We start from the raw sequence: 14,512 nt of genomic DNA on the forward strand, positions 1-14,512 counted from the left end.
TTTGATGTTGGCCAAATGTTTATTAGGCTTGTAATTGCAATTTTAAGTGCATGTTGAGCGCATCAGCGACCTTTACCAACGTTTCTAATGAGGGAATAAAGGAGCTATTGCCGCTTTCAAGACGAGAAATAACCGATTGCTTGGTTCCAATTTTATTGGCCAACTCGGATTGAGTCATATGCCGCTTTTTACGGGCATTCACAATCATGACGGCAATGTTATTAATGATTTGCTCACGCTCATAGTGCTTGGCAAATTCTTCGTCCTTATTGATTTTGTCGTCAATAAACTCATTTAAGGTAAGTGCTTTCATGGTCGTATACCTCCATCATTCGTTTTTCAGCCAGTTCAATTTCTTGCTTTGGCGCTTTTTGTGACTGCTTTTTGTAAGCATGTAAAAGAACAATGATTTCCTTTTGAATACACACATAAAAAAAACGATAACCACTGCGTGATGTTTTAATCTTAATTTCCCAAAGCGAGCCTTTTATTTGCCTGAATTGTACCCTTGGGCTATCAAAACCAAGCTCTTCAACATTCTTTAAACAACCGGCAAGTCGCGCGATTTCATCGGATGGCAAATCATTTAGGAATTCCGCCACAGGGTTTTTGCCTGATTGTTTTTGGTAAAATTTTATTCTCATAGTAATTTATAGCATAAATGTGATATTTTGGAAAGTCTTTAACTAAAGTCTGTCATGGAATTTAGTTTGCTGCTTAACATTTCGGAGTTATTCAAAGACCCTAATTTATCGAGTAATTCCTTGATTGGCCTATTATTTTTTAGTGAAGGAGTCGCCCACAAAAACAAGATATCGTTATCAGATAATATTTTTTGCACAATATCTGGTTTTTCTTCCAGTAAAATCTCTATGGCACAAGATACTAACCATTTGGAGGTTGATAAATCACCTTTTGCGATTTCTTCAATGGTTTTCGGAGAAATACTTTTATCTTTATTAAAAAGGACTATGGATTTTTGGTGCAGTTTTTCTGATTTATTATGAATGGACAATAATTCAGAGAATACCGCTTGTATTTTTAAGGAAACATCCGATTTTACATTTTCAGATAGTCCGAGTTGATTAAGGAGCATCAGGGCTTGCTGCTTTTTGTCATCAGGAAGGCTTGCTGTCTTGATTTTAAGCTGCCCAATGGCTGCACTAATCATGGCATCATAAACATTTAAGTTGATGTCTTCCTCAGAGCATAGCTTGCTTATTTCATCTATAGTACCTATAAAACTGTTGGGTAATTTGATTCTAAAATCTTTTTGTTCGGACAGAGCCTTTGTAGAAAAGTAATGCTCAATAGCCGACATATTGTTCATATAATGCTTTAATTCAATGGTTTCTTCTGGGCTTAATTTATTCCAGGCATCAAATTCATCACAGTTATTGGCTTGAAATGAACCATAGGTTGTTTTTTTATCTGCTGATTGCACATGAACTCTAGGGGGTTTATTCATGTTTGCCTTAACGGCAAATGATAATTTTTTCATTAAATCACCTCAAATGATTTCTAGCCCCCAGCGATTGGAGGCTGGATAAGGTTTAATATTTATAGTTTGGTATTCTTTCGATTATATTATCAATGAACTCAACGAGTTGATCGCAATAAACCCCTTCTATCGCCTCATATGCAGAAACAGGATGCTTAAGCATCTCTGGAACTGTTTTATTTGAATAAAAAGTAATGTTATACAAATCATGTGCCTCATCCAATGTGATGCATACAAACCCATTGAGGCGGTGTGCATGAACTCGTATTGCAAGCATTGTATTGGATACTTTATACCATTTGGACACACCCCACGACCAGACGATCGCTTTATTTGTGTGCAGTAATTGGCGTTGGATAATTTCTGGAATAGTCATGCTGTTCTCCTATGTTTTTACTATTGGTCACTAAGACAAGAACAGTATAACAAGTGCATCTTAAAATATCAACATTTGTAATAAATAAAGTTTATAAAGAAAATTTATAAATAATTTTGACCTTGGGTCGGTTTTTTGCGATACTGTATTTGTTCCTTGAGAACAATAGTAAAAACATAGGAGAACAACATGTTACCAGTATTATCAAAAGATAAATTATTCAAATTAGCGCCATCCATATTCACACAAGCCAGCTCTTATAAAACGAGTACCAAGTACTCGCCCATTTCAACCGAGCAAATCATTGATAAATTAATGTCAGAAGGTTTTTTCCCCACTTGGGCAACCCAGACCAAAAGCCAGAACCAAGAAGCGAAAGTATTTGCAAAACACATGCTCCGTTTTCAACGCCATGATGTCCTGCAAAATAATCAGGGGCTTTATCCCGAATTGGTTCTTATTAACTCTCATGATGGTTTGTCTTCTTATCGCTTAATGGCGGGTCTTTTTCGGGTTGTGTGCAGTAATGGAATGATCGCTGGACAAGCGTATAACGAAATTAGAATTAAACATCAGGGGGATGTTCTTGGGAATGTCATTGAAGGCACCTACAAAGTGATTGAGACAGCAAATAACATGCTTGATGTATCCGATGATATGGCTTCCATTCACTTGAATGACGATGAAAAAATGATTTTTGCAGAAGCTGCTCACTCACTAAAATTCTCTGATACAGAGGGGGGTATTATCGTTAATCCTAAGAGTTTATTGCAACCAAGGCGTTATGTAGATCAAAAAGATAATGATTTGTTTACCGTGTTTAATGTCCTGCAAGAAAACTTAATTAAAGGTGGGATCCGTGGCCATCGTTTAAATAAATACGGTTACACCACTCGAACCAAAACCAGAGAAGTAAAAGCCATTGATCAAAATGTGAAATTAAATCGTGCGTTATGGACTCTTACTGAAAAAATGATGGAAATAAAAAGATAAGCAGGCATTGATGAGCAAAGGAGTATTCCTTTGTTCATCATTCTACGGATGACAAGCAAATCAATCAATTTTAAAGGACAATTATGAAATTAAGATTATATCATGGACGCAATACCCCAGAACAAGAAATGGATGATTGGGGATTTGAAGGCGCAACCCTTAATGATGTTGATGTGATTATATGGACTTATGGAGTACCAAGGATCTTTTTTGTTACTGAGAGCGCATTGAAGGAGGCCATGGATTTAACGGGGTGGGATGAATTAGGGAATGGTTTAGAAATGTGCGTTTATGAGGATTTAATCAAAACCAAAGAGGGATACTTTGGAGATTGGGAATTACTTTGAATTGCAAGAGGTGTTTTTTGCTAGTCTTTATGCCTCATCTTGTTAGTTTTATACCTTGAATATGCTTTGATAATTAATAGAATGTTGATTGATAAGATCACCAAATAATAAAAAATTTGGTGATCTAAAATAAGAACATCCAATTTGTTAATGATTACAGTTAAAGAGCTCTTTATGTAAGAAAAAATAGCTTTACTATTTATCAGAAAAACAATGAATAAAAGAAACGCCAACTTCCGTTTAATTAAAGAAAAACATAAGACTATAGAATGTGCTTTTATTTGAAGAGATCGAATATTCATTTTTAGGATAATACCCTACCTGACACAAGTGCGACTGCTTCTAAAGGTATGATTTTCGACTCATCATCAGCACACTTTATCTCGCTAATTTTTGCGACTATTTTCCCTGATTTATAATCAGTTTTTAAAATGGAATCAGAGATTGCGGTGCACGAAATGGGGTTGATATTTATTTTAAACTGTAATTGATTAGGACTATCAGAATCATGAAAGGGAGCGATGACAAATGCACTAAAAATTTTGCCCATAGGTATGGATTTTGATTCCTTAATCTCCGGTGTTGAAAATTTAAATTTTTTGATGACTACAACTTCCCCCATCTTGCTTGATGGCACATAAATTTTTTTTGATTCTGAGGTAATTTCTTTTTTATGTTCAGACAGTAATTTGAGATATTCATTCTTATTAATAAAAGCGACAGGGATGAGCCAATCCATAATAGCAATTACTGCCTTATCCAGAAAAGTTGGCTCAACACCTCGATTTTTCGCGGCAAGTTCGGATAACTCTTTTATAGTAATATAGGTTTGTTTTTCTTTCTGCTCTAGTTTTGATTGGACTGAATAAGAGTGAAAAACAAATATGCTAATAATAGCTATGGGTACTATGTATTTACACGTTTTTTTAATACTGTTTTTCACTTGAATATCCTTTTTTAAATTGATTATGCTAAAGTTAATTTTTTCTCTTTTCTGTATTGCTTCCATTCTTTGTCTTTAGAGAAAATCATCGTAGATGATTCTTCAAAAAAATGGCTAATGTTATCAATACCAGCCCATAAGCAGTATTCTTTTATTTCTGAGTAAATATCTTTACTGATTTCGATCTTAATTTTTTCAGTTTCAGGTGCTTTTCTTGCGCTGATTAAAGCCATAATAAATCCTCAATTTAATATAAAAATTAGTGTCTTTTAATAACGATTGTTAAATGGATCATAATTGCTGCTATTGTACGTTGAATAATGATGATAATCATTATTCCAATAATTGTCTCTATCGGATGCACTGGAACCAAAAGAATTTCCCATGCTGTCTAAAGCTCCAATCATTGGTAATCCTGTAGCAGGATTAATTTCTGTATTATTTGATTTGGAGCAAGAACGAAAAGAATTCTGTTTAGCATACTTTGCTTTTTCATTTTCAGTCCATTCGCTATATGGTCGAAAATGAATGATTTTAGCAATTTTTTTCAGAATTTTTTTTAATATGCCCATGATATAAATATCCCTGTTCAGTGACACGATTATAGATAAGAGAATCCGTGAATCACAAGTACGCAATTATTATGCGCTTCCCAAAATATTAATTTAAATAAACTATACTAAAATGGCCAGTGAAACACACACAAAAAAAGCAAAACCAAATAAAAAAGAACACACCCCTCGCAATGTTTATTGCTTAAAACATTTTATTATTATTCAGTAGCTTACGTGCGGATTGGCATTTTAAGATCTGCTAACACCCCTATTTTATATAGGTGTGCATCCACTCTTTAATAATAATCAATAAGTTATAAAATATCAACACCTAATCCACACCTATTGAATGAGTAAAAAATATCTATTGAACGAATATACACACCTATTCGACACCCATTATTAAATGATACAATTATTCTAAACCAGGTAAAAACAATGCACAGAACCTGCATTATAAATTTAAAAGAGGATTGTATGCCCAAGGCTTATTGTTATCTAAATCAAAGAATCATTGATCAGCTCGAAACAATTAAAAAAGATGAAGGACATGATTCATCATCCCAAACCATGAAAGAAATGATCGAATTAGGAATTAAGGTATACCTACACAATAAAGATAATCCAGTAATCAGCGAAGATGAAAAAAGACGCTTAGAAAAAGAGGAGGAATTGAATCGTCAACACACGACTCATCTTTTAAGATTACTGGGAATAAGTGCTGATATTTTTCGCTGTGTTTATGATAAAAATAAACTTTCAGGTGAATCAAATAATGCCGAAGAACATATCGCAGAACTTAAGAAGAAAGTAGATAATTTCATTGAAGGATATATCAATAATTAAGTTAGTATTAATGGTATTTACCAGTTAAATTTAAAAATAATATGGCTTATTTTAAGCTTCAAATTTTACTCTGAATAAGTCATTAATTGTTTCATCTGGAAATATGTTGTCAATCCAATTAAAGCAAATGCCACTAATGAAATAGCCAAACTACCATAATAAAATAGTTCATTCCCTTTAGGAAAATGAACTATTCGATCAATGTATATGATAAACATAAAATACAAGAACCAGATTAAAAATAAACATAAAGTCAATCCATTTTTTACATTAAAATAATAGCAATGAATACGACTTAATATTGCTAAAACCATAAAAATTGGAAACGATATAAAGTAAAAAATCATTTGCATTCCAGATGGCTCATAAGCAACCTGAAGCAGGTTATTCACTTTGGTGGAGCACGCTATTGAAACATAGAGATAAATGAGGTAGACCGATGATCCATTTATCAATAAAAGAGAAATTACTCCAAACATTTTTTTCATATAAAATTCCTAGATGCACTGCGTTCAAGTAATTAATATATTTCCATTTCTCCTCGCTGCAGGGTTTTCAGTTTCTCAATTGGATTATTTTTATTTTCAGGAAGTTCGAGATTCATTTGTCGAGAAATGCTCTCAAGACACTTCTTAATTTGATCTTGATTCATATCTATTTTATTAGGGCAGCCAATAAATTTATCGACATTCGTTGCTTTATTTAATATATCTACCACTCCTTGAACCCCACTGCTTTTATTCACATCATTAAAGTCTTTTTGATGTAACGGAATGGCAATTTCTACAGTTTTTCCATGCTGTTTTAATCGTTCAATGGTTTGAATGATTACCTTATCTTCTTTAATTGATTTGCCATCATTATCCATACAAATGACTATTTTATCTGTAAGTAATGCCATATCGATATTTACAAAATTTTCTTTCCCAAGAGTCGCTATAACCCGTTCATTTTGAACTGCATCTCTAACGCTTAATCCGGTTTCCACCCCTTCTGTAATGTAGGTGACACTTTCATGTCCTTTACCCTCGCTTAAAACGACGCCAACGCCTGCTTTTGAGCCATAAGATTTCTTGGGTTTTATCTTCATTATTGCTTTATTTGCTGTTTCATTATCCAGGTATACCACTTCAACGCAGGCCACTTTATTGTCTTTGTCTCGTGCAATATTTAACAGTGCTGGCCTGTAGCGTACTTCCTCAGTATCTTTGGTATAGACATTAGGATGAAATCGAATATTTTCCCCAGATACATTATGTATCTTTCTAATTTCTTTTAAATACCTTTCTGCTATAGTGCCTGATATAGGTTTGGATTCTCGCACCAATTGCAAACCATAATCTGATGTTTTTCTTTTCTTATCAGTGTCTTTCACTTGAAAATTATTGGGGTTTTTGTTTGCTATTTTAATACGTTCCTTTAGGTCATCACCTGTTAATTTGGCGGCATATTCAAGGCTTTCTTTAAAATTTAGATTCAATGTTTTTTGGATCAAATGAAGCATGTTTCCTTTTTCTTGTGTTTCAAAGTTATGCCAAACTCCTCTTTTTTCTCCGCTTAAACAGAGGCTTAAGCTGCCGTGAGTACCATATCGATATTCTGTTTTGGAAGAAAGCGCTTGATTAGGCTGCCCTAGCAATGATTCTATTACCAGCTCTGCCTGCTCGGATAAGTGTTGTGACAGCATATTCGCATCATAACGAGGCTCCTGGTTCTTCATTATGGGCATTCTTTGCGCTGCTTTGAGTGATGTTGATGGTGCATTGGGTATTGGGGGCTTTGTTTGGACATTCAGATGGTTAAGTGATTCCAATGCAGAAGTTTTCTCAGGAGTAACGCGAAGTTGTTTTTGCAGCTTTTTATGATCGTCTGTATAAATCATTGCCTGCAAGGAGCCTCGCGTTACCATAATATAAAACGACCGCAGGTGATTTACTTGCGCATTTTTAGTCTCAGCAACCCCAATAACAAATGGGGATGAAGCTCCTTGAATTGAATAGCTGGTAGCCGTATAACTATAATCCCAATGGGAGTCGCTCATCAATTTTTTTTGCAGCACGTGTTCCACACCACTACTGTCTTTTACGGTAAATGACTCATTATTTACCGCCGTCACCTGTACCCTTTCATTAGCGAATCGACCTAGAGTCTTATCGGATTTTTTAAAATGAATTTTTTCACCAACTGAAACCCTTCCTGGCATCGATTGAAACAATTCAATTTTCCAGTCTTTATTTTCTTTTTCAGGAACAAAGAGGCATTTATTTCCTTTCGCATCGTTTAATACTACCACTTTCGCTGATTCATCTACTGAAACCACTTTGAAATAGTGCTCCGCTTTCTTTAAAAAATACTCCTCTTGCTTTTTTAAGCAATCCCGATATGTTTCGCAATAATAAAGCTCTGCAGTAGTGTAATTAGTGCTTAACAGTCTCGGAAATTCTTTGTTTTCGGAGCCTAAAGTAGATTCTTTCATAAGGGCATCTCTTATCAAACCATTTGCAACTTCCCGTTTTTTATTTTCATGAATGATAACAATCGTGTTATCACGGCATGATGGTGTACGAGATAAATAATCTCCTACAGCCATTTCGATGGGGTTCTTTTGCTTTAATTCTTCCTGGAATGGATCTATTGATTGCTGTTGTGTGTTTTCCAGTTGCAGGTAGTCTTTGGTCGAATCGCCTGTTTCAATAATTGAAGAGGTAATGCTATGGTAAGGACTATCCGCTTTAGTGCGGGTGATTGAGTCTAAGGGTTGATTGGCTAACTGAGCTAAGGCCTTGTCAATATCACCGGCGATTAATGTTTCGATTGCTTTTTTGTATTCGATAACTTGTTGTCTTACCAAATCATCCATACAGGCCACCCTGATGCTTCCCTCTTGAATTAATATCTTACTTGGCTTACCGCTTTCAATACTTTGATGTTGGCTAATATCGCCAAGCATTGCACAACGAGCGCCAGAATGATGAATTTTTTGCATGAGGTTTGCGCAATCTCGATTAGAGACCATGGATGATTCATCGATAAGAACAAGTGTTTTTTTGCTTAATGTCGATTCCTGTTCTTGTTCAATAAGGAAACTCTTTAATGTTTGGGCTTCAATTCCCAGAGCCCTCATTTCTTTTACAGCCTGGTGAGTGGGCGCAACCGCAATTAGTTCAACCTCTTCATGAGTCATTGATTGGGCATGCTTGATGGTATCAATAGCACTGCGAGTCATGGTTGTTTTTCCAGTTCCTGCATACCCCTGAATCATAATAAACTGATCGGATGTAGTCGTGATTAACTCACAAGCTTCTTTTTGGCCTTTGGTAAGATCTGTCAGTTCTAGTTGTTTTTGCGCTTCATCACTGCTCATCAATGGCTTAAGAATGTTAATACCCGCTTTAACATTCTTTATAATCGATTCTTCAAATGCCACCGCTTCTTTGGTGGTCAAAAACTCGTTCCCTCCAGATATTAAGTCGCCACTGTTTATGGCATTACCCAGGACGTTATCTATTTCATTAAGACCTGCTTTTCCAATAGCCTGATGAACGGCCACTTCAAGTAAATCTGATCGAGTAAAGGCTGCCTCTCGTTCTGAAAGGTGAGCAATTGCAAAGTGCAGCGCTTTTTCCGCATCACTTTTTTGGGGTTTTTTAGCGGTTAATAGGGTTAAGGCCTGCTCTAGTGAACTGAGTAGATCACTCGTGGTTCTATGGTCAATAATCTGTGCACCATGATTTGTTTTGGCGGCATCCAAAGTCAGCGATATCGCGGAGGATTTTGTCGCACTTTTCATGGCAAATCGATTTGCCTTGTCCACATTATCCGTAATAATCATTACGTTTTCTTTACTGGATTCGCATAAAAGCGACATGGTATTTTGTTTGAGCGCATAGGCTGGCAGTGTCATAATGGTTTGTTTCACGGGTTTAAGATCATCGGAATACATGGTTTTGGCATAGGCATGGCTCAATGGGAAATGCTTTTCGTTACTCGTGATAAGATGAATGCTTCTTTTCCCATCTCTTATTTTTATTCCATGTCGGGTAAATGCAGTAACCTCATATTGGTTTCCTATTTTTAATCCTTCAAAGGATAAACTGGCAGTGGCCACTAATTGATCCCCGATTCCTACCGATAAAGGTGTTTGTTCATAAATCTGCATGGAATCTGTAATATTTTTAGCAGCAAGTAGTGATCTTGCCCCATTGGAATTACGAACAATCAATTGATTGTCTTTTTCATTAATACCGAGTACCGTGAATTTTTTTGATTCCGTACGGGTGTTATGGATTAATATCCAATTGGACTGATAACTTTTAGCCAGTTTTTTTTCACTGAGGGTCAAGGGAATACGGGTTAATGTATTTATAGTCTTTTCATCTGATGAAATCTCTCCCTGCTCTTTTAACTGAGTACGGATTGCTTCATTGACTTCTTTAGCTTCGAGCTTTGAGACAGTAAAGACTTTTGTATTTTGCCTCTGGATTACTGGCAAGTTACAGTACATTTGCGCTGTTTTAAGAATACGTCCCTCAACGGTTTGGGCTTCTATAAGATTGATGCTGGTGGCCGGCACCTTTCTGTCATCAACCTCAAATGATTTTATACAGGCTTTATCAAGCAAGTCGGGAATATCGGATTTAAAGCCAGACAGAGATTGTGATTTTTCCAGAAAAATGACCTTGGCACATCGCTTATCGGCAATAGATAATAAAGTATTCATCTCGTCAGGAGCCAGGCGCTGTGCTTCATCCACAATCAGTACTTCGCGCTCCTTTTTACTATGAAAAAAGGGCAATTTATGTTCTGAACCATGACGATAATTAAAGCCTGCTACTGTTTCACACAAATCCTGTTTCCCAATAGATAAAATCCATTGCCACAGTGTAGGCGCTGATTTGGCCATATCCTTATTGATTGTATTGGCAGAAAAAGCAGAGGGACAAAGGATACGAATTATTTTGGAATCCTGTGAATAATCAATTAAAGTACTTAAAAGCTCACGCGAGGTAGCGCTTTGCTGCTTGATGCGTACAACTCCATCTTTATTAAATAAGGCTTGAGTTACTGCCTTTTGAATGGACTCATTATCGGTGAGTTTGCACACTTTATCCATATTTCGTTCGATGCCTTTTTTTTGGTGTGTGAAGTTCACGATTTTTTTTATGAGCTCTTGTTCTTTGTTAATGAGCTTACTCGTTGTAAAAGAGGAGTTTTCTGCATTAAGAGCAATCAGATTTTGTGCATCAATTTCTTGATCAATCCGTGACATCAGCGCTTCAAAGCCCTGTTCACCTAAGGAAAAATAGAGACTTGTCTGTAACACTTCCTGATAGGTAAATGTAAGTTTTTTCTCTTCTAAATGCGCAATTGCATCAAGAACACTTCTATCGAGTTCTTGATTATTGGACATGGCTTCTTTAGGCGTATGCGATTCTTTGGTTTTATCCTTTAAAGTGGCCAGATAGGTGGCAGGATTTACTCCCAGCGCTTCACTTTCTGCTTTCCATCGCATGCGTAATTCCTCTGGGGAAACCACTTCCTTTGACTTTCTTGAATCCAGAGTTGCTCTGTCATATGCTTTTAACGAATTTGAGTGCATCCCTTTAATGTGTTCTTCAACCTGGGTACGGCGTTTAGACATTCGTTCCAGCAATGTCTTATCAAAATGTTTGATTTCAAATAAACCATGGGCATCGCCTGTATGTTCTATTTCGAGCCCCATTTCTTTTAAACCAAGAGCAATTTCAGACCGGTACACAAGCCCTAAAAAGATTTGGTTGTCCATAATCCATTCCATAGTGCCGTGATTACGACTGATATCAGAGGCTAAAGCACGCCACTTGCCATCAAGACGTTCAGTAAAATTCATCAAAAGTGCATGCACATGGAGCTGAGGATCAAGCTCTCGGGAGGTGTCATGGAGGATGGTCGCAAAACACAGATTGCCAGTCTTTTCATACTCCATACCCTCTTTTCCTGATTTGCGTGCTTCGGCAGCTTCCTTCTCAATGAGTTTTAATACCGTTTTTACGGCATTTAAATGCAAATCAATAAACTCTTTATGGCCACAAACCAAACCAAGATAGGACACCGATTTAGGCGCGGAGAAGGTCAGATCATATCCGCCACGATGCTTGATTTCGCCGGATTGGGTTTTGAGGCCAATGACATCGCCGCTCGGTAATGCACCACGAACAACGGCCTCAAGGGATAGTACGTTAACCTCTCCAGAAAGGTTTTGTCGCTCAGCACTTAACCCCACCCATTCGGTGGTCAATTGATTTGAAAAGTAATAATTTTCCTTATCAAAATAATAACCTGGCATTTTAATCGGTTTAACTCGCAGACTTAACATAATTTATTCCTCTATCAAAAAATAGATTCAATCTCGTATTCACCTTGGAAACGCTTGGAATTAGTCGACTCTTGCGCATTAAAGCGACTGTCTGAGGACTCATTAACAACAGGCACATGTTTAATGCTGGTATTAGAAACAGGAAGAGACGGTATGGCACGAGGTAGAAAACCTGAAGCCTTCGCGCTTCTTTTTTGATAATGAAGCTCCAATTTTGTTATAGGATATTGACCTGGCAATCGCAGATAACAAGTAAGCGGATCAAGCCCCATAATTTCAGGATAAGTCACCAAGGGTCGTGTAATACGGTTTTTTCCTAAGGAAATCCCATCACGAATGGAGTTAGCTCCATAAGAATAATTTTCTCGGGTATCATCAATTTCCTCATCCCCAAGTTCCTTACTGACAAGTTGCGCCATTTCATGACTTGGACTTGCAAAAAAGGCTCGGGTATTCAGCAAGTCAAAAATTTCAGCCGCCCCACTACGCCCATATACCTTCTCCAATTGACTAAAGCTCTGCATTCCCAGCAGAAAACAGCCGCCAAATTTCCTGACTTCAGCAATGGTTTCACCCAATAAGGGTAATTTGTGCAGGCTTGGTAATTCATCACAAATAAACCAAATTCGCCTGTTCGCATCTTCTGGCAAGCTCAAAAGTGTCAGGGATGCCATGGCAATCCACATCGAAATCAATGGTTTTAAAGATTTATGCTGTTCCCCATTGCTTGATATAAAAAGCCAGCCCTCCAAATCTTTATTTAACAGATAATCACGAATGGAAAAGGAAGGCTTACCAGATTCATCAAGCCCACTTAACGACTGCATTGATTTAAGGTAGGTTGTGATGACGGAGCGAATGGAGATGGCTGTTTTTTCTATTTTATTACTGACCAAAGTCGCTGCAGCCGTGCCGTTGAGATAAGGTTCCAACTCACTAAACTCGCCCGTTACCAGTAACCCTAACAGCTTGGATAGGGAACGTTCCTTATCCTCACGCATTTGACTTGCAAGACAGGCAAACACGGTGCGTGCTGCATTAACCCAAAATGGATCGTTTTCTCCATGCATGGGGATGAGGCTTTCTGCCATGTTTTCCAGTAATTCATCTTTTGGGGCTTCCAGCCATAAATCCCAATTAGCACAGCGTGCATCAAAAGGATTAAGTAAAACATCATGATCTTCCTGAAAATAAGCCTGAGTAAACGTGCATCCCTTGTCATAGACAATGACTCGGTCGCCTCGTGCACGTAAACAATCCATCAATTTCATAATGAACTGACTTTTCCCCATCCCAACCGTGCCATGAACCAATAAATGCTGCACCTCTGCACCTTGCAACAGGGGAAATCCATCAAGATGTAAATCAGATGCTTTTCTTTGCTTTATGATCTGTTTTTTAAGTGTTTCTGATGGGACTAAACTAGCCCCTCGTATAAATTGGTTTTGTGTTTGTACCTTTCCTCGATAAATGAAATATCGGCTCACCAAAAGTGCCACAATCAACGATAGGGGAAAACTCCATAGAGTTGACTGTAACAGGAGTGTCAGTAAACGATCGGAGGTAGCAGAAAAATAGTGATTGTGGAGAAGCTGTTCGACAGTTTGTGATGCATACCCCCCTTTAACAGGGATAGAAAATACATGTGGCACCCCTGCCAGGTGATAAAAATGAGCCGCATGATAGGACACAGTCTGTCTTATCATTCCATGTGGCGCAAAGATACAGGTCATTACAATGCTTAACCCTGCCCAAATGAATAAGTAAACATGAAAGAGCGCTTTGTTAATCTGAAACCACATCCGCAGATTATGGAATGAGATCTGGCCGCCCCGTGTATAATGTTTGTAATTGGATTCATGGCGCATTATATCTTCCTCCAGCTTGTTTTGGGCAAAGCAGCGGCTTCCACTGCTTGTATTTGTGGTTAAAAATTATTCTTTTTGATGTGTTTTGTTTATTTTAAGGGTATTGCCGCACTGGCATTTTTGTCCTTATCAAAATAATTCTTTATGAGAGTAAACAGCACGCTGATGCCTATCCTATTGAGCTCCATTTCAACAAGGATGCTCGTTAAAATCCCGCTGATGAAAAACGCGCCAAAGGATATGAAGAAGGCAGCACTGGGAAACAAGAACAGTGAAGGAATCAAAACAATCCCCGCAAATATTCGATAGGCTATAGTTCCAGCCCTTCTTATTTGTTTTACAATCAATGAGCCTGTTCTTAGTTTGTGTTTCAATTGATAGTCAATCAAAATGTATTGATTTAATGTGCTGTAAATGAATAGAAAAACAAAAAGGCATAGTCCTAGAGCCATTAATGGCAGCCAGAAAAACATGTAGATGAGCTCGTGCGTTGAAATCTCCACCATCAATACGTTCCAATAAAAAGGGAGTGGAAGTAAAAATCCTAGAAGTATTGTTCCATATAGTTTAAAAAAAACATGCAAAAACAAACGCCTGTTCGCCTGGTAATACTCCTTGGCCGGCATAATATCCACGTCCAATGTTTTTAATGTTTCTATATCCAAGGCGATGGCCTCTTTTAATTCTTGTGAATTCATTTCTTCATTATTCATGGATAAGCTCCTTCTT

Annotated in this window: 14 protein-coding genes; 3 read left to right on the plus strand and 11 right to left on the minus strand. The window is 37.2% G+C overall.

The window, feature by feature from the left end; translation table 11 throughout:
* Positions 1 to 22: 22 nt before the first annotated feature.
* Genes Lgra_RS00095 through Lgra_RS00110 form a run of 4 tightly spaced genes read right to left on the minus strand, consistent with a single transcriptional unit; the run spans position 23 to position 1,877 of the window.
* Complete coding sequence (locus Lgra_RS00095) at positions 23 to 313, minus strand: helix-turn-helix domain-containing protein (protein WP_014845124.1); 291 nt, start codon at positions 311 to 313, stop codon at positions 23 to 25.
* On the minus strand, positions 291 to 644 hold the full coding sequence (locus Lgra_RS00100) for a type II toxin-antitoxin system RelE/ParE family toxin (RefSeq protein WP_014845125.1): 354 nt from the start codon (positions 642 to 644) through the stop codon (positions 291 to 293). Before Lgra_RS00100 ends, Lgra_RS00095 begins: the two co-directional genes overlap by 23 nt.
* Positions 645 to 682: 38 nt before the next feature.
* Complete coding sequence (locus tag Lgra_RS00105; protein WP_014845126.1) at positions 683 to 1,501, minus strand: hypothetical protein; 819 nt, start codon at positions 1,499 to 1,501, stop codon at positions 683 to 685.
* 52 nt (positions 1,502 to 1,553) lie between these two features.
* Positions 1,554 to 1,877 carry a hypothetical protein gene (locus Lgra_RS00110; RefSeq protein ID WP_014845127.1) on the minus strand — a complete coding sequence of 108 codons (324 nt, stop codon included), beginning with the start codon at positions 1,875 to 1,877 and terminating at the stop codon, positions 1,554 to 1,556.
* 189 nt (positions 1,878 to 2,066) lie between these two features.
* Here Lgra_RS00110 and Lgra_RS00115 point away from each other — a divergent pair, with 189 nt between their 5' ends.
* Both Lgra_RS00115 and Lgra_RS00120 read left to right on the plus strand, forming a co-directional pair.
* Positions 2,067 to 2,870, plus strand: a complete 804-nt coding sequence (locus tag Lgra_RS00115; RefSeq protein ID WP_014845128.1) for a DUF932 domain-containing protein — start codon at positions 2,067 to 2,069, stop codon at positions 2,868 to 2,870.
* Positions 2,871 to 2,953: 83 nt separating this feature from the next.
* The gene (locus tag Lgra_RS00120) at positions 2,954 to 3,217 is read left to right on the plus strand and encodes a hypothetical protein (RefSeq protein ID WP_014845129.1); all 264 of its coding nucleotides are present in this window, start codon (positions 2,954 to 2,956) and stop codon (positions 3,215 to 3,217) included.
* 304 nt (positions 3,218 to 3,521) lie between these two features.
* Here Lgra_RS00120 and Lgra_RS00125 read toward each other — a convergent pair whose 3' ends face one another.
* Genes Lgra_RS00125 through Lgra_RS00135 form a run of 3 tightly spaced genes read right to left on the minus strand, consistent with a single transcriptional unit; the run spans position 3,522 to position 4,798 of the window.
* Positions 3,522 to 4,160 carry a hypothetical protein gene (locus Lgra_RS00125; protein ID WP_014845130.1) on the minus strand — a complete coding sequence of 213 codons (639 nt, stop codon included), beginning with the start codon at positions 4,158 to 4,160 and terminating at the stop codon, positions 3,522 to 3,524.
* Positions 4,161 to 4,183: 23 nt separating this feature from the next.
* Positions 4,184 to 4,393: a hypothetical protein gene (locus Lgra_RS00130; protein ID WP_014845131.1), complete on the minus strand. Its 210-nt coding sequence runs from the start codon at positions 4,391 to 4,393 to the stop codon at positions 4,184 to 4,186.
* A 36-nt stretch (positions 4,394 to 4,429) separates the two neighbouring features.
* Positions 4,430 to 4,798: a hypothetical protein gene (locus Lgra_RS00135; RefSeq protein ID WP_255464430.1), complete on the minus strand. Its 369-nt coding sequence runs from the start codon at positions 4,796 to 4,798 to the stop codon at positions 4,430 to 4,432.
* Between the two features lie 393 nt (positions 4,799 to 5,191).
* Here Lgra_RS00135 and Lgra_RS00140 point away from each other — a divergent pair, with 393 nt between their 5' ends.
* Positions 5,192 to 5,560 (plus strand): hypothetical protein, encoded by a 369-nt coding sequence (locus Lgra_RS00140; protein WP_014845133.1) that lies wholly within the window; start codon positions 5,192 to 5,194, stop codon positions 5,558 to 5,560.
* 65 nt (positions 5,561 to 5,625) lie between these two features.
* Here Lgra_RS00140 and Lgra_RS00145 read toward each other — a convergent pair whose 3' ends face one another.
* The 4 genes from Lgra_RS00145 to Lgra_RS00160 all read right to left on the minus strand — a co-directional run bounded on the left by Lgra_RS00145 (position 5,626) and on the right by Lgra_RS00160 (position 14,496).
* Positions 5,626 to 6,048, minus strand: a complete 423-nt coding sequence (locus Lgra_RS00145; protein ID WP_019350439.1) for a hypothetical protein — start codon at positions 6,046 to 6,048, stop codon at positions 5,626 to 5,628.
* 32 nt (positions 6,049 to 6,080) lie between these two features.
* Complete coding sequence (gene traI / locus Lgra_RS00150; RefSeq protein WP_014845134.1) at positions 6,081 to 11,915, minus strand: conjugative transfer relaxase/helicase TraI; 5,835 nt, start codon at positions 11,913 to 11,915, stop codon at positions 6,081 to 6,083.
* 14 nt (positions 11,916 to 11,929) lie between these two features.
* Positions 11,930 to 13,783, minus strand: a complete 1,854-nt coding sequence (traD, locus tag Lgra_RS00155) for a type IV conjugative transfer system coupling protein TraD (protein ID WP_014845135.1) — start codon at positions 13,781 to 13,783, stop codon at positions 11,930 to 11,932.
* Positions 13,784 to 13,872: 89 nt separating this feature from the next.
* A complete protein-coding gene (locus Lgra_RS00160) occupies positions 13,873 to 14,496 on the minus strand; it encodes a hypothetical protein (protein ID WP_014845136.1) in 624 nt (207 codons plus the stop codon).
* Positions 14,497 to 14,512 lie beyond the last annotated feature (16 nt).

The sequence above is a fragment of the Legionella gratiana genome (genome assembly GCF_001467695.1).
Lineage (GTDB): Bacteria > Pseudomonadota > Gammaproteobacteria > Legionellales > Legionellaceae > Legionella > Legionella gratiana.

Bases quoted from the DNA above. Each gene is read 5' to 3' on its own strand.
- Lgra_RS00160 (WP_014845136.1), bottom strand. From the start codon at position 14,496: ATGAATAATGAAGAAATGAATTCACAAGAATTAAAAGAGGCCATCGCC.
- traD (WP_014845135.1), bottom strand. From the start codon at position 13,783: ATGCGCCATGAATCCAATTACAAACATTATACACGGGGCGGCCAGATC.
- Lgra_RS00105 (WP_014845126.1), bottom strand. From the start codon at position 1,501: ATGAAAAAATTATCATTTGCCGTTAAGGCAAACATGAATAAACCCCCT.
- Lgra_RS00095 (WP_014845124.1), bottom strand. From the start codon at position 313: ATGAAAGCACTTACCTTAAATGAGTTTATTGACGACAAAATCAATAAG.
- Lgra_RS00120 (WP_014845129.1), top strand. From the start codon at position 2,954: ATGAAATTAAGATTATATCATGGACGCAATACCCCAGAACAAGAAATG.
- Lgra_RS00115 (WP_014845128.1), top strand. From the start codon at position 2,067: ATGTTACCAGTATTATCAAAAGATAAATTATTCAAATTAGCGCCATCC.
- Lgra_RS00110 (WP_014845127.1), bottom strand. From the start codon at position 1,877: ATGACTATTCCAGAAATTATCCAACGCCAATTACTGCACACAAATAAA.
- Lgra_RS00130 (WP_014845131.1), bottom strand. From the start codon at position 4,393: ATGGCTTTAATCAGCGCAAGAAAAGCACCTGAAACTGAAAAAATTAAG.
- Lgra_RS00145 (WP_019350439.1), bottom strand. From the start codon at position 6,048: ATGAAAAAAATGTTTGGAGTAATTTCTCTTTTATTGATAAATGGATCA.
- traI (WP_014845134.1), bottom strand. From the start codon at position 11,915: ATGTTAAGTCTGCGAGTTAAACCGATTAAAATGCCAGGTTATTATTTT.
- Lgra_RS00140 (WP_014845133.1), top strand. From the start codon at position 5,192: ATGCCCAAGGCTTATTGTTATCTAAATCAAAGAATCATTGATCAGCTC.
- Lgra_RS00100 (WP_014845125.1), bottom strand. From the start codon at position 644: ATGAGAATAAAATTTTACCAAAAACAATCAGGCAAAAACCCTGTGGCG.